Raw genomic sequence first — 20,989 nt, 5'->3', positions numbered from 1 at the left:
AAAAAGCAAGAACTTATAAACACCCGCACTCATTCTTAAAGAAATAGAGTGTGGGTGTTTATTTTCGTACAAAGAAGTCAGTAAGCAACATTATTCTAAAGCGAATTGACGATAAATAATTTTTACATTATTTAAAAACTCTTAACAAAAGAACAACATACCGGCACTTGTTAATAAAAACATATGTTCGTATAATGGTTATGAAGGTTATGCATTAGATTTCCTTGAAACAAAAGCAGTAAGTGTAAAATTGAAGTGGAGGGAGAAAAATGCCGAGAAATCCTGGGATAACAGATGATATAATAATTGAGATGTATAAAAGCGGAATGTCGTATAAAGAGATGCAACCAATAATTGGACTATCCAATCGTGCCATTCGTGAAGTGATCCATAAAAACGGGATAGAAATGAATCGTAAACAATATTCAGGACAGCCTCGTAAGCATAAAGTGAACGAACATTTCTTTAAAGTTTGGAGCAATGAGATGGCTTCGGTGTTAGGTTTGTTTTTAACCGATGGCTGTGTTAATAACAAAATTCATAGTGTAACTCTAACTCAAAAGGACGAAAGAATGCTGCGATTGGTTGCCGATTTGATGAGCCGATTACGTGTTGGCGCCTATTAGGCCTACAAGAAAAACACCAACCTTAATTATTAATTCTAAGAAGATCAAAGAAGACTTAGTTCAACTAGGAATACATGCAAATAAATCTTTAACCGTCCAATTCCCAGATGTACCAGCAGAATTTTTACCTTCATTTGTAAGAGGGGTTATTGATGGTGATGGATGGGTTCAAAACACTGGATATGTGATGAATATAACAACAGCAAGTTGACATTTTGCAGAGAGACTTTTTGAAGTATTCCAATCCTGGCATTTAAATACTGAGATTACTTCCAACGTAAGTAATGCTGGCAATATAATTTTCCGCGTTTGGGTTAAAGGGAAAGAAAGCCTACCAAAACTTGCAGATATAATTTATAAGGATGCATCGAATTATTATGTTACTCATAAAAAAATACGTATGACAAACCATTTATAACTAAATGAAATAAAAGCTATCTGAGGTGAAATGATTATGTGGAAGAAAATCAATGGAGAAATGGTACATACAACAGATGAAACAAGAGTTAAATTTAGAACTAATGTAAGTAAAACCTTGTTAGATCAACTCGAAAAAATTGCTCTAGAAAACGATACTTATGTAAACTACCTAATCGAAAGTGGTTTGCGAAATGTATTGTCTTCAGGAACCATTACTTTTGAAAAAAAAACAAGACCAAAAGATCGTGTACAATTTAAAACGACATATGATGAAGACCTATTAGAGAAAACTAAAGAATTTGCAAAGGAACATAAATTATTTATAAATGATGTAATTGAATATAGCATCAACTTTATTGATCTAACCAATATTAAAGATAGAAGTTACAGATATAGGGTGGAATAGCTTATATTCCACTTCTTAAAACAACGCCCCCGACATAATATATATTATTGGAAGTTAAAAATCAAAAAGAAATCAGGTCTCAAAACCTAAGTAAACTTAAAATAGTGAGACAAAATTAAAAATTTTATTTGTTGATATTTGTTTTATTAATACGATCATTATATATATTTCGTTTATAAAGATCATATACATAGATCTTTTACTTAGATCTTTTATTTTATATAGATCATTCAATTACATTCATAAAAATATCCAGTTCAGAATGGTTTCTGTACTGGATTAGTATCAAACAATATTTATGTGTAGTTACTTGTGGTTTACTTGTGGTTATTGTTTATTTTTTGTTTCTTCTTCAGAATTCACTTCTTCATACCAGTAATCTAAAACTTTCGCATCTAAAACCTTTGATTGTACATATTTCGCTTGTTTTTCTGTAAATGATTGGCTCCAGTCTAGATCTAATTCTTGAGCTAACTTTACAACTGTTAATAATTCTTGCCATGCCACGTATCGTTTATACCAAAAGAATTGCGGTTGTTCACTCATGTATGGGTATAGATCGTCAAATTCTGTGTGCTTACAATCAATTGTCCGTTCGAATTGCACTTTTGCCGTTTCAATTTTCTGAATAAAGAAATTAGATAGCTCTTGTTTCATCATATTTATCACCTTCATTTATTATTTTTTAGTGACACGTTGTAATAAAACCTAACTATACTATTACTCTATCATAAAGATGTTGCTGTATCTAGTGACTTGTTTTCTAGTTTACATAATATAATTATGGTATATTTATTATGTGACTTTATTTGTCAACAATTTACACTCCTATTTTGGTCCTTTGTTGCTGTTGTTTGTATTTATCCTATCTTTTATGTAATCATCTTACCTCCATTCTTATTCGTTTTTGTCGTTATATTTATATATAGTGAAAAAGAACGAAAAAAATGATGAGTAAAATTACTCATCATTTTTTGGTTCCGTACTAACGATTTGCCATATACGGTTTACTTCCCCATCTGTGGCGCTATCAATGACAAACGATCCATTGCTATACCTATCATTTGGTCGTAAATGAGCGACTTCCACAAAAGCTTTGGCATCCGTTTTTGTCATCAAGATGATTTGTTCGTTACTCGTTACTTTTTCAATTCCTATAATACGATGTGGTTCTTTTTTTAACTCGCGTAACATAACGAGACCACGTTTTGCTCTTGTTGATTTATCAAATTCTTTAATTGACATCTTTTTAACAGCGCCTCGTTGCGTAGCAACAAAGAAATAAGGATGCTCTTCTGAGGTAAACGTATGACCATTTACGACATAGTCATCTATCTTAAGGTTAATTCCTTTAACTCCAGCAGCTCGCTGACCAACGATATTAACTTCATCCTCACCAAACCATAAACCGTACCCTTGATGGGTTCCGATAAAAATTTCTGTTCCGCCATTCGTTAACTGAACATTTACTACTTCGTCATCCTCTTTTAGCTTTACTGCTACTAAAGGCTTTGTAAAGCGTTGTGCTTTATAAAGAGACAATTGACTTCGTTTAATCATTCCATGCTTCGTAAAGAATACTAAATATTCTTCCTCGCTAAATTCTTTAATGATCATTGAATGAAGGATTTCATCTTCACGATCTAATCCTGAAACGAGGTTTGCAACATGCTGACCGTTATCTTTCCAACGGATGTCTGGAAGTTGGTGAACTGGTAAATGCAAATAGTTTCCTAGCTTTGTGAAAATAAGGAGTGTATCTACAGTATTCGTATGGTAATGACCAATTACATAATCTTCTTCCTTCATTCCTGGCGGTTCACTATTTGATGCTGCGTAAGAACGAAGACTCGTACGTTTCACATACCCTTCCTTCGTTACGGTAACCATTACATCTTCAGCTGGAACAAGAACTTCAAGGTCAATTTTAATTTCTTCAACCTCTTTTTTAATGATCGTTCTACGCTCATCTGCGAATTTTTCCTTAATTTGAAGTAAATCTTTTTTGATGACACTGATTAATCTTTTCTCGCTGTTAAGGATCGATTCTAAGCGATTAATTAACTTAACTAATTCATCAGCCTCTTTTTGCAGCGTTGTTATATCGGTATTAGTTAGACGATATAACTGTAATGTAACAATTGCTTCAGCTTGTGGCTCAGTAAATTCAAAACGTGCAATTAAGTTATCTTTAGCGTCGCGCTTATCTTTTGATGAGCGGATCGTTGCAATCACTTCATCAAGGATTGAGATCGCTTTAATAAGTCCTTCAACAATATGGGCACGCTCTTTTGCTTTACGTAGCTCATATTCTGACCTGCGTGTAACGACTTCTTTTTGGTGACTCACATAAGCTAGCAGCATTTCTCTTAAGCCGAGTAGTTGCGGTCGCTTATTATGAATGGCAACCATGTTAAAACTATATGTGATTTGTAAATCAGTATTTTTAAATAAGTAGTTTAAGATTGCTTCAGAGCTCGCATCTTTTTTCAACTCTACGACGATTCGCAGGCCCGTTCTGTCTGTTTCATCACGTACTTCAGCGATTCCATCAACTTTTTTATCAAAACGAAGCTCATCCATTTTCTTTACGAGGTTCGCTTTAATAATTTCATATGGAATTTCAGTAATTACAATTTGTTGACGCCCGCCTTTAAGCTCTTCGATTTCTGTTTTAGCTCGTAATACAACCTTTCCTTTTCCTGTTTGGTATGCTTGTTTAATTCCATCTAACCCTTGAGCGATACCTCCAGTTGGAAAATCAGGTCCTTTTACAAATTCCATAATATCTTCTAAGCTAGCTAACGGGTTCTCCATTAAGTGTATCGTACCGTCAATAACTTCACCCAAGTGATGTGGTGGAATATCGGTTGCGTACCCTGCGGAAATCCCTGTCGAACCGTTGACCAGTAAGTTCGGAAACATCGAAGGTAAAACAACAGGCTCCTCTTGCGTATCATCGAAATTGGGAATGAAATCGACCGTTTCTTTATCGATATCTCGTAAGAGTTCAGAGGCAATCGATGATAATCGCGCCTCTGTATAACGCATTGCTGCTGGTGGATCTCCATCGATTGAACCGTTGTTCCCATGCATTTCAACAAGAAGGTTGCGAAGCTTCCAATCTTGACTCATACGGATCATTGCATCATACACTGACGTATCACCGTGTGGATGGTAGTTACCGATTACGTTACCGACTGTTTTCGCGGCTTTACGGAACGGTTTATCCGCTAAGTTTCCTTCACGATACATCGCATACAATATTCGGCGTTGTACAGGCTTTAAGCCATCACGTACATCAGGAAGCGCACGATCTTGGATAATGTATTTACTATAGCGACCAAAGCGGTCGCCAATGACTTCTTCTAGTGGCAGGTCTAAGTAGCGCTCTGTTTGTGCCAAGTTAATCCTCCTTCGTTACCATGATATTTTCGTTTTCTAAGATGTTCGTTTCTTCTTCTAAGCCAAATGCAACGTGGGACTCAATCCATTTACGGCGCGGTTCTACTTTGTCTCCCATCAATGTTGATACACGTTTTTCAGCACGAGCAATATCATCAATTTTCACTCGAATAAGCGTTCGAGTATCTGGGTCCATCGTCGTTTCCCACAATTGAGTTGCGTTCATCTCCCCAAGACCTTTATAACGTTGGATTGTATAACCTTTACCAATTTTTTTAATCGCTTGCTTTAGTTCGTCTTCATCCCATGCATATTCTAAAACTTCTTTTTTACCTGAACCTTTACTTACTTTGTAAAGTGGTGGAAGTGCAATGTAGACTTTTCCGGATTCTATAAGCGGCTTCATATATCGATAGAAGAATGTAAGTAGTAAAACTTGAATGTGTGCACCATCTGTATCAGCATCGGTCATGATAACGACTTTATCGTAGTTAATATCTTCAATCGAAAAATCTGCACCAACCCCAGCACCTATCGCGTGAATGATCGTGCGGATTTCTTCATTTTTCATAATGTCATCTAATTTTGCTTTTTCTGTATTAATAACTTTTCCTCGTAAAGGTAGGATGGCCTGGAATTTGCGATCACGACCTTGCTTCGCAGAACCGCCGGCAGAGTCACCCTCAACTAGATAAAGTTCATTACGGCTCGGGTTCTTGGATTGAGCTGGCGTAAGTTTCCCGCTCAAAAGAACGTCTTTTTTGTTTCTCTTTTTGCCGCTGCGTGCTTCTTCACGTGCTTTCCGAGCAGCTTCACGAGCTTGAGCGGCTTTAATTGCCTTTTTAATAAGCATAGTGCTTAGATCTGGATTTTCTTCAAAGAAGTAAGCGAGTTTATCAGAAACGATCGCATCAACAGCAGACCTGGCATCAGGAGTTCCTAGCTTCCCTTTTGTTTGCCCTTCAAACTGTAGCTTCTCTTCAGGTACTCGTACCGAAATGATCGCAGTAAAACCTTCACGAATATCCGATCCGTCTAAATTTTTATCACGTTCTTTTAACAGCTTCGTTTTACGTGCATACTCGTTAAACGCACGTGTCATCGCTGTTTTTGCTCCAGCTTCATGCGTTCCGCCGTCTTTTGTACGTACATTGTTAACGAAAGAAAGTACGTTTTCGGTATACGCATCATTAAATTGAAAAGCAAACTCCATATCTATTCCGTTCTGTTCACCGTTAAAGAAGATAACTGGCATCAATGTTTCTTTATCTTCATTTAAATATTCTACAAAAGCTTCGATGCCGCTTTCATATTGAAAAACTTCACTAGCTTCTTTATCTTTACGTTCATCCACTAATTCTATTTTCAGCCCTTTGAGCAAGAAGGCTGCCTCTCGTAATCGTTCAGTAAGCGTTTCAAAATTATAAGTCGTAATACTGAAGATCGTTGAGTCTGGTTTGAAATGAATTTTCGTTCCTGTTTTCTTTGTTGTACCGACTTGTTCTAACGTCGTAACAGGTTTTCCTCCGTGCTCAAAGCGTTGACGATAGACTTTTCCGTCGCGTTTAATTTCAACGACGAGCCACTCCGATAGAGCGTTAACAACCGAAGCACCAACTCCATGAAGTCCCCCACTCGTTGCGTAGCCACCTTGACCGAACTTTCCTCCAGCATGTAATACAGTAAGGATAACTTCAGGTGTTGGTTTGCCTAGTTTGTGCATCCCCGTAGGCATTCCCCGGCCATCATCAATGACACTGATCGAGTTATCCTTATGTATTGTAACTTTTATATAATCACCGTAACCAGCTAACGCTTCGTCTACAGCGTTGTCTACAATCTCATATACTAAATGATGTAAACCGCGACTGTCTGTACTTCCAATGTACATTCCAGGCCGTTTACGTACGGCTTCTAAGCCTTCGAGTACCTGAATGGCATCATCATTGTATTCTAATTTCTGTTTTGTCGCCAAATTGAAAGCTCCTTTCCCACGCTCATATTCATTTTTCTTTTCTTTTCTCTAGATTAGAACTATAACCTAAAACTAGGAAAAAATCTAATTTATCCTTAAACAATATATCACAAAAGAACATCTGTTTCTTTGTATATTTTGTACACATCTATCGTTTTCCTGCTTTTCTAACGAATTTTTTATGACTTTTGTCCTGACTGTGTCGGAAACTTTAGAGACTGGAAGCTTTATTGTTTGGAGTACTATGTTGGTTCTCTTTTCACATTTTGATAAATAAGAAAGGTACACTACATAATAAAATTAAAATTCAAACCGTATTGTAGGGGAATTGAACAAACCCTCAATCCGTCCTAATGATACCTATTCCTATGCACGTGTAACGTGGAGTGTTAAACGTAAATTACGTCTCAAAGGTAATCACTTAGGATTAAAAAGTCCTTAACTTACAATCAGTTAAGGACCTTACGCAACTATTTGGTTAACGCATGTTCAACTTTAATGCATCGATCCATAATTGTCGTTACGCCATGTTCCTGTAGATAAGCAAAAGCCTCTTCGTTTTGAAGTCCAAGTTGGGCCCAGTAGACGTCAGGTTTAATTTCAACGGCTTCTTTTGCCACTTCGAGCAAATGCTCACTTCTTCTAAATACATTTACAATATCGACATGACCTTCGATGTTTTTTAGCGATCCAACTGCTTTTACACCGAGGATTTCTTCTCCAACCGCAGCTGGGTTGACCGGAATAATTTCATATCCTGCATTTTGCATTGCTTCTGAAACCATGTAAGACGTTCTTTCTGGGTTTGTTGATAGTCCAACAACTGCAATACGTTTACTGCGTTTTAAAATTTCTCCTATTTCAGTACGACTCGGATTTTCGACCGTCATATAAGATCACTCCTTTTTATTCCCTTATATCATACGATTTCTCTTCGCCTCTCATACATTCAGCAAAATCTACAAAATTCCTGCACTTTTTTCATAATTTTTAACTAAAAAGAAATAATAAAGCATTAAAGGTACTATTTTTGCGATAGCAATACAAGCAGCAGGCGAGGTGAAATGATGAGCAGACTCCAGACAAGATTACTACAACTTAGATCCAGCTTTTTATTTTTACCGAGTTTTTATAGCTTGATTGCTATCGCCCTTGCTGTTTTGTTTGTACAAATAGACTATTATATTTTTTATTCCACACGATTAGGGGCAATTCTTCCATCTGTATTTTTCACTGATTTAGCATTAGCACAAACATTATTAGGTGCAATCTCTGCTTCTTTACTAACGATGACGACCATTTCTTTTTCAACCATTATGGTCGTTCTAACGACTTATTTATCACAGTTCTCCCCTCGAACACTGCAAAACTTTGTAAATGACCATCATACGCAACGCATATTAGGTGTTTTTATTAGCGGCTTTATTTTTTCCATCGTAACTCTTTTGTTATTACGAGAACGTGATGGGGTATCGCTTTTTTTCTCCCCGACGGTGGCTGTCATCTATGCCATCATTTGTGTCGGTTTTTTTGTCTTTTTTATCCATCATGTTTCTCTTTGGATTCAAGTAAGCAACTTGATCCACCAAATCTCGCGTAACACCATTGAAGCCATACAAAAGAATTATCAAAATAAAGAGGATTCACACTTTGATGCACCATGGGATGATTGGGAAAGTGACGAAATCAAACGAACAGAACCTTTGTTCGCACAAGTAAAAAAACCCGGTTATTTACAATTAATTGAACTTGAAGCTTTAATTGAACAAGCGAAACAAGATGATGTAATCATTGAGATGAAATTTCAACTAGGTGACTACGTCGATACATTTACCCCTTTCCTTCATCTATGGCCACTCACCAAGAAAGTAGATCCTAATTCTTATTTACCCTACTTTCTTATTGGACACGAACGAGCTACCGTCCAAGATATTGATTTTGGGTTAACTAAATTGGTAGAGATTTGTTTGAAGGCATTATCGCCAGGTATTAATGATCCAAATACAGCAGTTTCATGCATTAATGAACTAGGGAAAGTGTTAACTGTACTCGGCCAAAAAAATGTAGAGCGCGCCTTCTATAATGACGATAAACGAGCCTTGCGATTAATATTCAAGCAGAAGCACTTTCGAGATTATCTTTATCACTCTTTCTATCAAATTCGTCATTATGCAAACGATGATGTGTCTGTCCTTTCAGCGATAATCGAAGCTTTAAATGTTATCGCCTCACATAATGACAGTGAGGTTAAAAAAGAAATTAACTTGTTCTCTGAATACATCATTGAGGGCATGAACGAAAAGAATTTTTTGTCGTTGGATGAGCAATATCTTCATCGAAAGCTAGAAAAGCTAGCCTTACATACAAAAACAAAAGATGACCCTCATCATAATTTTAAAAAAAGTGGGAGAGGTCTTAAGAAGTGAGAAATTATAAAAAACAGTTCATAAGAGAAGTGTAACCCCCTCTAATGATTGATTACATTTCCAGTTCATACGAATGGAGCAGGAACATCGGAACCTTAGTCAACAGTTGACTTACCTTTTAGCGGACTCAAAAGCCGTTATTTGTGAAAGAGTCAGTGATTTCAGGGGCTTAACGGACTGAGAAGCTCTTATTCCCTAAAAACTAAGACGATTTTACAAGAAATGTTCAATATAAAGGCCCCTGGGTCCGCTAAAATAGAAAAACGTAGTATTTTAACAAAATAAGGTCCTGTGAGTCCTCCGAAAAGAAGTATAGACTGCCTTTTGTCCTCCAACCATTAATGTTTTATAGTTCATTTTTCTACTTGAATGAATATAGATGGTATGGATATGAATTGCCCTTCCTATACTGATATTAAAAGAAGTTAGGTGAGAAAAATGAAGCCCGCAAAATACCTTACGAGTAAAGAAAAACTCCGAATAAAAATTATAAAAGAAAAGATCAACAAAGCGAAGTCAGTTAATGAAGTTCAGGCTTACGAAACGAGTATTTGCTTAATACTTGAGAGGTCTTTACAACGTTATAGACAGTCAAAGTAGAGCGAGCAGGTTATCCCCTCTCGTTCTTTATGTTATAATAGAGGAAAAATAAGGAGATACTTGGATGTCCTGGGAACATGCTTTTTTACAAATTATCATACCTATCATCGGAGGAACCATCGGAGGACTTATCACCATTCTTTGGGCAGAATTCAAGTTCAGTTACAATTTTAAAAGAAAGGTAGTCTTTACGTTTATACTAATCGGCGCTGTTGCAGGGTTTGTCGCAGTTAATCTATTAAACCCAAATGGTAGTTTTTCAGAAATAGCCGCGTTAAGTGTACTAGCCGGTCTAAATGGAATGAGCTTTCTTATTAGTCATCAGTTAGCAGAAGGCAAACTTGAGGATGAAGCACTAAAGAACTCGATGGAAAGTGCGAATCAGGCGGCGAATATGGGGATCGATGAAGAATTTGAAGTTTCTGAAGAAGAATTAGAACAATATTTAAACGCAAAACTCGGAACCATTACTTACGATGAAGAAGATTAATTACGAATACATGGAGAAAACGATTACAAATGGAAAGGAGATGATCGAATGAATAAATTTACTCCTGCTCTTTATTTAAAAGAATCCGAAAAAGAAAAATTAAAAGAAATGAAAAAGAAAGTCAAACAAGCGAAAACTCGAAAAGAAGTCGAAGCATATGAATATATTATCGCCGATCTTCTCAAGAAAGCACTACATCGCTACAAAGCAGGTAAAAAAGCAACCGAACATGAACAAGAATTAGTTCGCTCCTCATAATTAAAAGATGACGGTAATCGTCATCTTTTTCTGTTGATCACCAGCCATTTATGAAGACTCCCCCTTCTCCCTACTCTTATAAGTTCATACTCCTCTCAAGTAATGAAGATACTAAGCTTGAGGTGACCTTATATGAAAATACTTCAAGCGTTAATCATCCTATGTCTATTACTATCAACGTCTATTCACGCGGAAATGGATTTACCCGAACTAAAAGCGGCATTTGTACGTGACGGTTATTTATGGACGAACATCAATCAGAAAGAAGAAAAAATTACAGCTGAACGAGCTATCTACACTTCCTCACCATCCTGGTCTTTTGACGGTAGTAAGCTACTGTATCAGAAACAAGGAAATGATGGCTTACAAAATGAAATTTGGGTTTACGACACACACACGAACCAACATACCAAAGTTTTTTATGATGGCTCTGATGCTAAGTGGTCACCTGTTGAAAATATCATAGCTTTTAAAAGCCAAAGCGTACTTAACATATCTGATTTAAAAGCCTTCTATAACATTGCCTTAGGTGTATGTGATTATGAATGGCAACCAGATGGTAAAGGATTTATTGCCTTATCTCGTGCAGTACTACGACCAACAGGTTGGACAAATCCAATCCTTTATAACATTTCTATTGAAGAAGGTTATCAAAATATAAAAAACGTAACGGCGAATGCGAAGGAACTGTTTGTTATTCCAACCGAATTGAAAAAAGGAGACGTTACCGTGATGGCAATCCATGCCACCGATTTTTCGTATTCTCCAGATGCGAAATGGATTTCATTTATCGTTTCACCTCCCGCATCTATGTCAATGGATAGTAATATGCTTTGTGTCATTTCTAATGACGGAAAATCTTTTGAGCCTATTGATGAAATCATCCTTCATTTGGACAACCCAAAGTGGGCTATAAAGAAACACAGATTGGGTTATATTGCGGGTGGTGGCCGAATTGTGTTTGGATTCAAAGACAAAGATTTAAAAGTAACAGAACTCCCCTCTTCAACATCCGCCAGTCTAACCCCGCCTAATTACGCAGAGCTCGGGTTTACGTGGGTAGATGATCACTCTCTCATTGTATCAAGAGTAAAAGAAAGTGAATGGTCCAATGAGTCTGAAAAACGCCCGAAACCTGCTCTGTATCATCTAGAAATAAGTGGACACGGTCAGAAAAAAATAACGACTCCTCCCGAAGGTTATGGCGATTATGATCCAAAGTTTCTCCCTTCTATTGAAAAGATGACCTGGATAAGAAAAGAAGATCTTACAGATAGCAGCGGTGATTTGTGGATCGCAGACCTGTACGGTGGGAATGCTCATGCTCAATTGTGGATTAAGAATGTAGAAAGTTATTCTCTTTTTCTCGACGAGTGAAGCCGGAGAAAACACATCCCTCCTAGTAGAAAAGGACTAAAAAGACAGTGCCCTTGTTGGTATCTAACCGGAACCATATTATCGAAAAGTGGAGACTCTAGACCCGTAATAAAAAGGGGTTTCATGCGCTCATGTTATTAAGGAATATTTAGTCATTTAAGTGAGCTCAACGCGGACATTTATTGTCCTGCACACCCAATTCGTCAACATATTTTCTGTTGGTTATGGCACCTTTACTTACCATTGAATAAAGGAGTTTGGGCGTGATATATTATGAGTACAACAAACCCGAGCACGTGGTGAATTACACTACGTCTCACTTCAAAACTCTTGCCATGACGCATACCATACGTGCGTTATCTTGAAAGGGATGGATGTAGGACTTACCATTCCTCCTTTTACATAACGTCGCCCTACGATGTTAGTACTTCTTAATGTCTTAAACCGATACTGTTTTTTAGGGAGTTCGACATTCCATCTCTAACAACAAGCCCTGCAAGCTAGGGGAAGTTGAAGGATCTGGAGAGGACACCCACCTACGAGAGTAGGTTTTTAAGACATCACGAGGTACGGCAGAGTGGGATACATATTAGGTTTGTTGCGCTATTCTTTACTTATTCCGATAACGACTAGAGCGTTTAAAATGCTCCGGTCGTTTTTTTAATTTTTGTAGATGATGATAAAAATGCTTTATGGAAGTAACGTAACTTGCCTATAATGATAGTAAAAAATGTGAGGTGAACATGATGTGTGGACGGTTTACACTAGCTGCGGATCCCTCTTTACTTAAAGAACGATTTGAAATTGTGAACGATTTTGACGATCAATATTCAGCAAGATACAACATCGCCCCTAGTCAACCTATATTAACGGTTATCAATGATGGGGAAGCTAACCGAGCCGGTTTTCTGCGCTGGGGGCTCATCCCTTCCTGGGCAAAAGATCCGAAAATCGGCTATAAGCTAATTAATGCTAGAGCAGAAACATTAGCGGAAAAAGCAAGCTTTAAGCATGCCTATAAAAAGCGTCGATGTTTAGTCATTGCAGATAGCTTCTATGAGTGGAAAAAAGTTGATAAGAAAAAAGTACCGGTTAGAATTAAGTTAAAGCGTGAAGATATATTCGCCATGGCGGGCTTGTGGGAAAGGTGGAATTCCCCAGATGGAAATGTCATTTATTCGTGTACAATCGTTACAACGAGCCCTAATTGGTTTATGAAGGATATACATGATCGAATGCCAGTCATTTTAACAAAAGAAACAGAAAAAGTTTGGTTACATAAGCAGATTGAAGACCCTGATGTATTAGGTGATATGCTTCAACCGTTTCCTCCAGAAGAAATGGAAGCTTATGAAGTATCGACAGAAGTCAACTCACCAAAAAACGACTCCCCTTCTTTAATTACGCCAGTTGTTAAAACCTAGGAAAATAGGAACTTAGCACGGTCATATATCACCCCTTAGGTTATACTCCAAATCTTTTGGATTAACCGCGAATTTTACAGTAAGTTAAATTAGCCCTACTAACAATCAGTTGAAAACGGAAAAAGGCTGGACCTAGTAAAGTCAGCCTTTTTTCCTTTATCCAGAAATCGTTGGATCCTTCGGTGCAGGAACAGAACGTTCGGATTGATATAACTTTAATAAAACAAAGACTAGTGGAGCGATGTATAATCCCCATAACCCGACGAAAGCATACCGTATGAAGTCAAATAAAATCGCATCCGGAAAAACGACTTTTAACCCTGATTGAATGGCAACGAGACCAACAATACCGATTATAAAAGCAGTTGCTTTTTTCCAAATTTCTTTAGCAATAACCATTTGATTGGTTTGAGCTTCTAGTAAGTAACCGACACCTGCTCCTAATAAAAAGCCAGCGTATTTAATACCCTCTTCTTCTGGGAAAATGAGCATTAGAAAGATCGGGAAGACAATCGCTAAGATCCATTTGATATTAGTTGCTAATTTAGAAACTCGCTTCTCAATTGCGATTCCAATAATCAATACGACGACTGCCAGCGAAATACCAACAACAACGTCCGTTGGCCAGTGTAAACCCGAATACAGACGAGATAACGAAATTAAGAATACGATTATAATGGCAAAAATCCAAAATGACCGCTTCTTAATCATATAAGCTAAATACCCAAATAATGTAGCTGATCCTTGAGCATGGCCACTTGGAAATGAGTCATACGGATAATGACTTCCTACTTCTGCAGACTTTAAAAAAATGGAGTTAACGCCTTCAATATCAATGGGTCGTTTTACAGCAAAATGAATTTTGAAGAATGCGTTAACGTAAATCGACATTAAAAAGATATAGAACAGACGAAAACCTGCCGTCTTCGAAATGCACCAATAAACGAGCGGTAAAATAATCATATAAAATTCTTCATTTCCTAAAAACGTTAAGATAAGTGCAAAGAAATTTAAAAATGGGTTTTGCAGCTCAGTCATTGTCACTAAAATATCGGTTTGATTCATGAGACCTCCTAGTTTGGTTATAAAATTATCTTACTATCATTCGACATAAGGTTTTAATTCCCTTCTAAAGTACTGTTTTATTTTTGAATAAAACCATATACATACAGGTGACGCTTGTCTTGTTTAACAGGACTTCGCTTGGAATTGCTACTAAAAAATTTCAACACTAAAAATTGAAAGAATTTTCTCAAAATAAAAATCTTTTTCCGAAAACGAACATATAATACAATAATTCGATTTCTAATCACATTGGAGGACAAAATTGAAAACGTTTTCAAGCGACAGCTAAGTTTTGGTCTTTTTAAAATAAAATGATAAAGGAGAAATGTGTATGAACTTCATTCCTAACTTTGGTGAGTTTTATCAAAAGCCACTGGTACCTATCGGTGAAAATGACCGGATCTTAGCTTTAGAAAAGTTAGCAAATCAGGAATTACTTGACGACTGTACACATTGGCTCATCGCCTTGGAAGGTACAGAAATCTCACATCACTGTCAGTTTTATCAGTGGAGAGTGTTAGTCTACCCTGCCAAATCATGTGGTCGATTTGATTGTCAACACCCATACTTTATATCGGCATTTTTCCCTACGATGGATGATGCTTTATCTTTTACAAAGGACATAGAAACGAGTGCAACTCAAGACAATATGAAGAAAATCCCACAAGCCGCTAGTTAACCTCAAAAAAAGAAACAAGATTTCATCTTCGTTTCTTTTTGAAATCGTTTGTGAATACATACACATACATAACCCTTAGCACCACTTCTCCAATTGCTTAAATCTAAGGACACATATGAGAGAAAATATTCCAATTGAAAGAACGTTCCACATATCACTAAGAACGTCAATTTAGCCAATGTCAAATTATTAATTCTACAATTAAACTGGGACAAGCGATCTGATGGTTTGGAATATCCTAGGGAACAATAATTCCTAATTAAAGGGATAGCATCACATCATTAAAACGATGATTGTTTTTTTCGTACAAATATCGTTTGCCGTCCCTCCAATTCATTTTCTTCATAAAATAACACATGCCAGTTTGCATCTGTAAAGGTTGAAAGTAATTCACCGGGGTTTAGTTTGTATTGAGCAGATACGTTCTGCTTGTCGTGAGGTGAATGATAGAAAGTTTCCATAAAAAAGAAGCCATTGTCTTTTATGATCAATGGGATCAAAGGAAAAATCGAGCGGTCAAGGTAGTACGTGTTGACGACTAGGTCAAATCTATTTTCTTTTATCTGAAATAGGCTCTTTTCCGTTAAATCCATTACTGATGGATGAATGTTCAAACTCTGACGTATCGATTGTTGCTTTAGGTGTTCAATGGCGACATCCGACACATCAACTGCATTAACTTCATAGTTTTCCTGGGCAAGGTATAGACTGTTTGCTCCGAGGCCACAAGCAAGATCGAGAGCTGAACCACCCGTGAAATACTGTGAAAGCTGTTGTAATCTTAAATTCGGTAAGGGTATCTCCATTTCTTGAAGACGGTTCTCATACTTCTGATTCCATTTTTGGCGTGAGTCCAATTGATCAGCTCCTTATAATTTCGTTTTACCTAAATTATTATAACTACCTTCGATTTTTTAAGTTGAGATGAACTTAATTTAACTTTACTATACTTTGTCAAAGAGAAACTGAACACCTAATCATTTTAACAGCTTTTCTTCTCTAAAATGAATAATTGATTGGTCTATTTTTAAGAAGTAACTTCCTAATAAGCTCATTCGCCTCAATAAAAAAAGCTATTACCATAGTCAAGTAATAGCTTTGGGATCAAAGAATTTCTATTTGATTTCTATCTAATAAAATCAACTACAACTCTCTACTATTACCCTAACCGAAACACAATGCCGTGGCCGCCTTTTGGGTATTCCCATTGAATGTTTTGATGCGGACAACCAATCCTGCAGCTTCCACATTCATGACAACCCTCATAACCTACGTGCATTCGGATATCTTCCCACTTGTAAATCTCAGCTGGACAAAAGATCGTACAGATTTTGTCTGGGCATTTATTCAAACAGATGTCTTCATCCATGACATGGAGATGTGATTTCGTATCGGCGTTAAAGCGAACAAGATACTGCTTTTCTTCGATAGACTGACCCTTTTTTTGTTCACTCATTATTTCATCACCTTCCAAGCTTTAATCATATCGCGCGCAATCTTAAGTTTCTGTTTAGGTGTCCCGATATCTTTAATAATTTTCTTTTGTTTATCACGTTTAGACATTCCATCAACGGTAAACATTTGGCTAGCGGCTTTGTTCACCATCGGAATATATTGGTCAAAGTATTGTGGGAATTTATCGAAGTGGTGTGTAGAGTCCTTGTATTTTTTCAAATCTTGACCGACAAAGCTATCCATTAATTTCTTACGATAATAATCTAACGTTTTTTCAGAGAAATCGCCTGCTTCTTTTGCTTTTAACACGGTTTCAGCAGCAAATCGACCCGATGTCATCGCTAAGTTAGATCCTTCTCGGTGGATCGCATTAACGAGTTGGGCAGCATCACCTACGACAATAACGCCATTACCTACGACTTTCCCCATCGAATGGTATCCGCCTTCTGGAATGAGGTGAGCTAAATATTCTTGTGGCTCACTTCCTTGAATGTACGGACGGATCATTGGATGGTTCTTCACATACTCTAGTAGTTCATACGGGCGAATTTTATGCTTAATTAAACCTGATAAGAGGGTTCCAACTCCAATACTTAGCGTATCTTTATTCGTATACAGGAAGCCTGTTCCTAAGATCCCTTTAGTTGCATCACCAAAAAGTTCGATCGTACAGCCTTGATTTTTTTCGAGATTAAATCGATCTTCAATAATTTTAGAGTCCAACTTTAAAATTTCCATCGTTGCAAGCGCAACTTCATCTGGCTGGTATTCTTTATGAAAGCCGAGTGATTTAGCAAGAAGGGAGTTAACCCCATCGGCTAAAACGACGACATCCGCATAGACTTCCCCGTCTGGTCGGTCGGTTCGTACCCCGACGACTTTTCCATCTTCAACAATACATTCAAGAACAACTGTTTCATTGACGAGTAAGGCGCCTTGCTCAACTGCTTTACCTGCAAACCATTGGTCAAATTTCGCACGAAGAACCGTAAAGTTGTTGTAAGGCTCTCTTCCCCACTCCAGTCCTTTATAACCAAACGTTACCGCAGACTCTTTATCCATCATCATAAAGCGTTGTTCTACGACAGGGCGTTCAAGTGGTGCTTCCTTATAAAATTCAGGGATCACATCTTCCATCATTTGTCGATAAAGGACGCCACCCATTACATTTTTTGACCCTGGATATTCCCCGCGCTCAAGAAGAAGAACTTTGGCACCTCCTTTCGCTAAGTCATGAGCACATGAAATTCCAGCAGGTCCAGCTCCTACGACAATACAATCAAACTTTTCGGGCATGTTGTTCCTCCTCACTCGACAATGCATTTTTAAATTGGTCAATTAACATCGGGACGATCTCAAACGCATCACCAACTATTCCGTAATGGCACGACTCAAAGATCGGGGCTTCCGGATCTTTATTAATGGCGATGATTACCCCTGAGTTTTTCATGCCGACGATATGTTGAATGGCACCTGAGATACCAATGGCAAAGTAAATTTTTGGCGTTACCGTAACGCCTGTCTGCCCGACTTGGTGGTGATGCTCAATCCAGCCTGCTTCTACAACATCACGGCTAGCTCCAACCGCACCGCCTAATGTCTCTGCAAGCTCATGGCATAACTGAAATCCATCTGAACTCCCGAGCCCTTTTCCACCGGCGACAATAATATCGGCCTCATCTATTTTTACTTTTTTCGTTGCCATTCTAACAATCTCTAAAACTTTTGTTCGTACATCTTCTTCTTTTAATGGAAGGTGTTCCTCAACTAACTTGCCGCTTCGACCCGGCTCTCTAGTAAGCGCTTTCATGACTTTCGGACGTACGGTCGCCATTTGTGGGCGATACTTTTTACACAGAATCGTTGCCATAATATTTCCGCCGAAAGCTGGACGGCTGGCTAGTAATAAACCCGTATCTTCTTCCACATCAAGTTCAGTTGTATCTGCAGTTAACCCTGTCGGTAAATCGGTTGCTACAGCGCTTGCTAAGTCTTTTCCAGTTGAAGTTGCACCATATAAAATAATTTCTGGTTTGTGTTTTTCACAGCAATCGAGAAGAGCTTTCATGAACGATTCCGTTCGGTAATCTTTAAAAATAGGGGCATCGTATACATAAACGACATCTGCACCATACTCGTATACTTCGTTTGCGAGACGTTTCACATGATGACCGATGATCACGCCACCTAATTCGACTCCGCGTTTATCAGCAAGCTTTCTACCAGCTCCTAGTAATTCGAGAGAAACAGGAGCGATTTTCCCATCCGTTTCCTCGATAAATACCCAGACGCCACGATAATCTTCAAAGTTCATTACGCTCCTCCTTTCTGGGCAAAGAGTTCTTTTTTCTCCATTAAAACGCTAAGCAGTTGCTCGACCTTATCTTGCGAGCTTCCTTCTAAGATCTTTCCGCCTTCTGGCTTTGGCGGTGCCCACACTTTAGATACGATCGTTGGTGATCCTTTTAGACCGAGTTGTTTTTTATCTACACCATCCAAATCGGCAACAGCCCAAATCGTAGGCTCATATCGGGCAGCTCTTAGCATATTAGGAAACGTCGAATAAGGGACTTCGTTAATCTCTTTTTCTACTGATAGTAAACACGGTAATTGTGATTGAATAACTTCATAGCCGTCTTCCAACTTACGATGAACGACCATATGACCTTCTTCTTTGTTTACTTCAACCACCTTCTTAACCGAAGTTAACGGGGGAATATCCAGGCGTCTAGCAATACCAGGGCCAACTTGTCCTGTATCTCCATCAATGGTCATTTTCCCGCAAATAATCAAGTCAATTGGCTTGATCTTTGAGATTTTCTCCAGAGCACACGTCAAGGCATAGCTTGTTGCTAATGTGTCAGCACCCGCAAACGCACGGTCTGAGATCATATACCCTTCATCGGCCCCAATTTCAATGCATTTTTTAATCGCTTTAACCGCCGGTGGAGGACCCATTGTCAGGACAGAAACCGTTCCTCCGTAACGATTTTTCAAGCGTACTGCTTCTTCTACAGCATGTGAGTCGTACGGATTTAAAATAGCGGGGGCACTGGCTCGGTCCATTGTGTTCGTCTTAGGGTTCATCTTGATGATCTTCGTGTCAGGCACTTGTTTAATACACGCTACGATATGCAGCAATTCGATCACTCCTTTCAACACCAAACCATTCATTTTTCAGACAGGTATGTGGTTACCATTTATGTCATTACTTTAAATATATAAGGACAATGCTAATAAAATGCTTTTTTCTTTTGAGATTATCCGTCGTAATGGAGTTTATTAAGTCCATAGTTGTGTCATCAGGATCATATTTACATAAATAGATAAAGTAAATTAATTACAAGAGATTGATAATTTTAATGCGCCAAAATAAAGCATGTAGAGACGCACTTATGATGAGTGTGCGCCTGTACATGCTCTTCTCTTTATTCCTACGTAACTTTTTATATTCGCCAGAACCTCTTTGCATTGTCATAAAATAAAGCTTGTTTAACGGCTGGTTCTAGATCAAGACTTGCAAATTGTCGCTCGATCTCACTTGCTGTTCCATTAAGTAACGGAAAGTCACTGCCGTACATCATACGATCAGGCAGGCGTTCGATCCACTCTTTAAATTGCTCAGGCGGCGGAAAGTCATCTTGATCTGACATACTTTTTGCATCCAGTGCAGCCGTATCAAACATGACACCAGGCAACTCTTCAGCAAGACGTAGAAACTCCTCTGTTTCATTCATGCCAAGATGTGCGACTTGGACCTTTAATTTAGGGTACCGCTCCATGACTTGGGCAAAATATTGTACGCCGACAGTACCAGTATAGTCTGCAGGGGCTGTTCCGGCATGAACTATTACAGGTTTATCATAATAAATCAGTGCTTCATATAAAGGAAATAGTCGCTCGTCATTCATTCTAACGTTTTGGACTTGACAGTGCAGCTTCATACCGGCAAAACCGAGATCACCTAAACACCTATTCGTTTCTGTTTCGACATCATCCTCATGATGAACAGAGCCAACCGGGATGATTTCAGGTCGTACTTTCGCTTGCTCAAATAACCAGTCATTTAATTCAGCTGCCATTCCTTTTTTATGTACATAAAGAAGCACTAAAAACTTCTCAAAACCGTTTTGTGCAGGGTAATCAAATATCTTCTCAGCATTCCAACCGTCATAAGGAACTTCCCATCCTTCTCTTTGAAACCAGCTATAAATCGCATTCATTAATTTTTCTGGAAAAGCATGAACGTGTACGTCAATTTTATGGTTCAACATTAAACCTCCCATTTCAGAAATTTCAGTTTATTCATGCGATAAGTATACCATTTTTTCCAATATAAGAGATAAATTCTTTGTACACATAAAAAAAACAGATAACGAACAA

20 protein-coding genes and 1 other RNA gene are annotated in these 20,989 nt (G+C 37.9%); 10 read left to right on the top strand and 11 right to left on the bottom strand.

From position 1 onward, the window contains the following. Nucleotides 1-269 precede the first annotated feature (269 nt). The 3 genes from AC2VNP_RS01965 to AC2VNP_RS01955 all read left to right on the top strand — a co-directional run bounded on the left by AC2VNP_RS01965 (nucleotide 270) and on the right by AC2VNP_RS01955 (nucleotide 1,452). On the top strand, nucleotides 270-626 hold the full coding sequence (locus tag AC2VNP_RS01965; RefSeq protein WP_486915620.1) for an LAGLIDADG family homing endonuclease: 357 nt from the start codon (nucleotides 270-272) through the stop codon (nucleotides 624-626). Then, a complete protein-coding gene (locus tag AC2VNP_RS01960; RefSeq protein WP_486915618.1) occupies nucleotides 610-837 on the top strand; it encodes a hypothetical protein in 228 nt (75 codons plus the stop codon). The genes AC2VNP_RS01965 and AC2VNP_RS01960 overlap by 17 nt, the downstream gene beginning before the upstream one ends. A 243-nt stretch (nucleotides 838-1,080) precedes the next feature. Beyond that, entirely contained in the window at nucleotides 1,081-1,452 is a 372-nt protein-coding gene (locus tag AC2VNP_RS01955) for an rRNA methyltransferase (RefSeq protein ID WP_486915616.1), read from the top strand. A gap of 327 nt (nucleotides 1,453-1,779) precedes the next feature. On the opposite strand, the gene AC2VNP_RS01950 is transcribed toward AC2VNP_RS01955, so the two are convergent. The 4 genes from AC2VNP_RS01950 to AC2VNP_RS01935 form a co-directional block, all read right to left on the bottom strand. Next, nucleotides 1,780-2,112, bottom strand: a complete 333-nt coding sequence (locus AC2VNP_RS01950) for a hypothetical protein (protein WP_486915614.1) — start codon at nucleotides 2,110-2,112, stop codon at nucleotides 1,780-1,782. A gap of 300 nt (nucleotides 2,113-2,412) precedes the next feature. After that, the gene (parC, locus tag AC2VNP_RS01945; RefSeq protein ID WP_486915612.1) at nucleotides 2,413-4,857 is read right to left on the bottom strand and encodes a DNA topoisomerase IV subunit A; all 2,445 of its coding nucleotides are present in this window, start codon (nucleotides 4,855-4,857) and stop codon (nucleotides 2,413-2,415) included. Between the two features lies 1 nt (nucleotide 4,858). Next, nucleotides 4,859-6,832 carry a DNA topoisomerase IV subunit B gene (parE, locus tag AC2VNP_RS01940; protein ID WP_486915610.1) on the bottom strand — a complete coding sequence of 658 codons (1,974 nt, stop codon included), beginning with the start codon at nucleotides 6,830-6,832 and terminating at the stop codon, nucleotides 4,859-4,861. Between the two features lie 470 nt (nucleotides 6,833-7,302). After that, on the bottom strand, nucleotides 7,303-7,722 hold the full coding sequence (locus AC2VNP_RS01935) for a CoA-binding protein (RefSeq protein WP_486915608.1): 420 nt from the start codon (nucleotides 7,720-7,722) through the stop codon (nucleotides 7,303-7,305). A 174-nt stretch (nucleotides 7,723-7,896) separates the two neighbouring features. On the opposite strand from AC2VNP_RS01935, the gene AC2VNP_RS01930 reads away from it, so the two are divergent. The 6 genes from AC2VNP_RS01930 to AC2VNP_RS01905 all read left to right on the top strand — a co-directional run bounded on the left by AC2VNP_RS01930 (nucleotide 7,897) and on the right by AC2VNP_RS01905 (nucleotide 13,407). Next, nucleotides 7,897-9,258, top strand: coding sequence for a DUF2254 domain-containing protein (locus AC2VNP_RS01930; protein WP_486915606.1), 1,362 nt, complete (start codon nucleotides 7,897-7,899; stop codon nucleotides 9,256-9,258). Between the two features lie 664 nt (nucleotides 9,259-9,922). After that, nucleotides 9,923-10,348, top strand: a complete 426-nt coding sequence (locus tag AC2VNP_RS01925; RefSeq protein WP_486915604.1) for a hypothetical protein — start codon at nucleotides 9,923-9,925, stop codon at nucleotides 10,346-10,348. A 48-nt stretch (nucleotides 10,349-10,396) separates the two neighbouring features. Then, nucleotides 10,397-10,606: a hypothetical protein gene (locus AC2VNP_RS01920; protein WP_486915602.1), complete on the top strand. Its 210-nt coding sequence runs from the start codon at nucleotides 10,397-10,399 to the stop codon at nucleotides 10,604-10,606. 132 nt (nucleotides 10,607-10,738) lie between these two features. Further along, nucleotides 10,739-11,983 carry a TolB family protein gene (locus AC2VNP_RS01915; protein WP_486915600.1) on the top strand — a complete coding sequence of 415 codons (1,245 nt, stop codon included), beginning with the start codon at nucleotides 10,739-10,741 and terminating at the stop codon, nucleotides 11,981-11,983. 407 nt (nucleotides 11,984-12,390) lie between these two features. Then, nucleotides 12,391-12,571, top strand: a non-coding RNA gene (gene ssrS / locus AC2VNP_RS01910) — 6S RNA. Between the two features lie 158 nt (nucleotides 12,572-12,729). After that, nucleotides 12,730-13,407: an SOS response-associated peptidase gene (locus tag AC2VNP_RS01905; RefSeq protein ID WP_486915801.1), complete on the top strand. Its 678-nt coding sequence runs from the start codon at nucleotides 12,730-12,732 to the stop codon at nucleotides 13,405-13,407. 156 nt (nucleotides 13,408-13,563) lie between these two features. On the opposite strand, the gene AC2VNP_RS01900 is transcribed toward AC2VNP_RS01905, so the two are convergent. Then, nucleotides 13,564-14,472, bottom strand: coding sequence for a phosphatase PAP2 family protein (locus tag AC2VNP_RS01900; RefSeq protein ID WP_486915598.1), 909 nt, complete (start codon nucleotides 14,470-14,472; stop codon nucleotides 13,564-13,566). 331 nt (nucleotides 14,473-14,803) lie between these two features. Here AC2VNP_RS01900 and AC2VNP_RS01895 point away from each other — a divergent pair, with 331 nt between their 5' ends. Continuing rightward, nucleotides 14,804-15,151: a hypothetical protein gene (locus tag AC2VNP_RS01895; RefSeq protein ID WP_486915596.1), complete on the top strand. Its 348-nt coding sequence runs from the start codon at nucleotides 14,804-14,806 to the stop codon at nucleotides 15,149-15,151. 281 nt (nucleotides 15,152-15,432) lie between these two features. Here AC2VNP_RS01895 and AC2VNP_RS01890 read toward each other — a convergent pair whose 3' ends face one another. From AC2VNP_RS01890 to AC2VNP_RS01865, 6 genes are all read right to left on the bottom strand, one after another. Continuing rightward, nucleotides 15,433-16,008, bottom strand: a complete 576-nt coding sequence (locus tag AC2VNP_RS01890; RefSeq protein ID WP_486915594.1) for a class I SAM-dependent methyltransferase — start codon at nucleotides 16,006-16,008, stop codon at nucleotides 15,433-15,435. A gap of 302 nt (nucleotides 16,009-16,310) precedes the next feature. Beyond that, the gene (locus AC2VNP_RS01885; RefSeq protein ID WP_209124632.1) at nucleotides 16,311-16,607 is read right to left on the bottom strand and encodes a ferredoxin family protein; all 297 of its coding nucleotides are present in this window, start codon (nucleotides 16,605-16,607) and stop codon (nucleotides 16,311-16,313) included. Further along, nucleotides 16,607-17,902 carry an FAD-dependent oxidoreductase gene (locus AC2VNP_RS01880; protein ID WP_486915592.1) on the bottom strand — a complete coding sequence of 432 codons (1,296 nt, stop codon included), beginning with the start codon at nucleotides 17,900-17,902 and terminating at the stop codon, nucleotides 16,607-16,609. Before AC2VNP_RS01880 ends, AC2VNP_RS01885 begins: the two co-directional genes overlap by 1 nt. Further along, on the bottom strand, nucleotides 17,886-18,920 hold the full coding sequence (locus AC2VNP_RS01875; protein WP_486915591.1) for an electron transfer flavoprotein subunit alpha/FixB family protein: 1,035 nt from the start codon (nucleotides 18,918-18,920) through the stop codon (nucleotides 17,886-17,888). The genes AC2VNP_RS01880 and AC2VNP_RS01875 overlap by 17 nt, the downstream gene beginning before the upstream one ends. Next, a complete protein-coding gene (locus tag AC2VNP_RS01870) occupies nucleotides 18,920-19,747 on the bottom strand; it encodes an electron transfer flavoprotein subunit beta/FixA family protein (RefSeq protein WP_486915589.1) in 828 nt (275 codons plus the stop codon). The genes AC2VNP_RS01875 and AC2VNP_RS01870 overlap by 1 nt, the downstream gene beginning before the upstream one ends. 305 nt (nucleotides 19,748-20,052) lie before the next feature. Further along, entirely contained in the window at nucleotides 20,053-20,880 is an 828-nt protein-coding gene (locus AC2VNP_RS01865) for an amidohydrolase family protein (protein WP_486915587.1), read from the bottom strand. Between the last annotated feature and the right edge of the window lie 109 nt (nucleotides 20,881-20,989).

The sequence above is a fragment of the Alkalihalobacterium sp. TH-98 genome (genome assembly GCF_057473385.1).
This window is presented reverse-complemented; position numbering and strand designations above follow the sequence as displayed.

What these genes read in the sequence shown, in the direction of transcription:
- AC2VNP_RS01930 (WP_486915606.1), top strand. Translation starts at nt 7,897, where the DNA reads ATGATGAGCAGACTCCAGACAAGATTACTACAACTTAGATCCAGCTTT.
- AC2VNP_RS01925 (WP_486915604.1), top strand. Translation starts at nt 9,923, where the DNA reads ATGTCCTGGGAACATGCTTTTTTACAAATTATCATACCTATCATCGGA.
- AC2VNP_RS01880 (WP_486915592.1), bottom strand. Translation starts at nt 17,902, where the DNA reads ATGCCCGAAAAGTTTGATTGTATTGTCGTAGGAGCTGGACCTGCTGGA.
- AC2VNP_RS01965 (WP_486915620.1), top strand. Translation starts at nt 270, where the DNA reads ATGCCGAGAAATCCTGGGATAACAGATGATATAATAATTGAGATGTAT.
- AC2VNP_RS01875 (WP_486915591.1), bottom strand. Translation starts at nt 18,920, where the DNA reads ATGAACTTTGAAGATTATCGTGGCGTCTGGGTATTTATCGAGGAAACG.
- AC2VNP_RS01915 (WP_486915600.1), top strand. Translation starts at nt 10,739, where the DNA reads ATGAAAATACTTCAAGCGTTAATCATCCTATGTCTATTACTATCAACG.
- AC2VNP_RS01905 (WP_486915801.1), top strand. Translation starts at nt 12,730, where the DNA reads ATGTGTGGACGGTTTACACTAGCTGCGGATCCCTCTTTACTTAAAGAA.
- AC2VNP_RS01955 (WP_486915616.1), top strand. Translation starts at nt 1,081, where the DNA reads ATGTGGAAGAAAATCAATGGAGAAATGGTACATACAACAGATGAAACA.
- AC2VNP_RS01900 (WP_486915598.1), bottom strand. Translation starts at nt 14,472, where the DNA reads ATGAATCAAACCGATATTTTAGTGACAATGACTGAGCTGCAAAACCCA.
- AC2VNP_RS01950 (WP_486915614.1), bottom strand. Translation starts at nt 2,112, where the DNA reads ATGATGAAACAAGAGCTATCTAATTTCTTTATTCAGAAAATTGAAACG.
- AC2VNP_RS01865 (WP_486915587.1), bottom strand. Translation starts at nt 20,880, where the DNA reads ATGTTGAACCATAAAATTGACGTACACGTTCATGCTTTTCCAGAAAAA.
- AC2VNP_RS01895 (WP_486915596.1), top strand. Translation starts at nt 14,804, where the DNA reads ATGAACTTCATTCCTAACTTTGGTGAGTTTTATCAAAAGCCACTGGTA.
- AC2VNP_RS01935 (WP_486915608.1), bottom strand. Translation starts at nt 7,722, where the DNA reads ATGACGGTCGAAAATCCGAGTCGTACTGAAATAGGAGAAATTTTAAAA.
- AC2VNP_RS01920 (WP_486915602.1), top strand. Translation starts at nt 10,397, where the DNA reads ATGAATAAATTTACTCCTGCTCTTTATTTAAAAGAATCCGAAAAAGAA.
- AC2VNP_RS01885 (WP_209124632.1), bottom strand. Translation starts at nt 16,607, where the DNA reads ATGAGTGAACAAAAAAAGGGTCAGTCTATCGAAGAAAAGCAGTATCTT.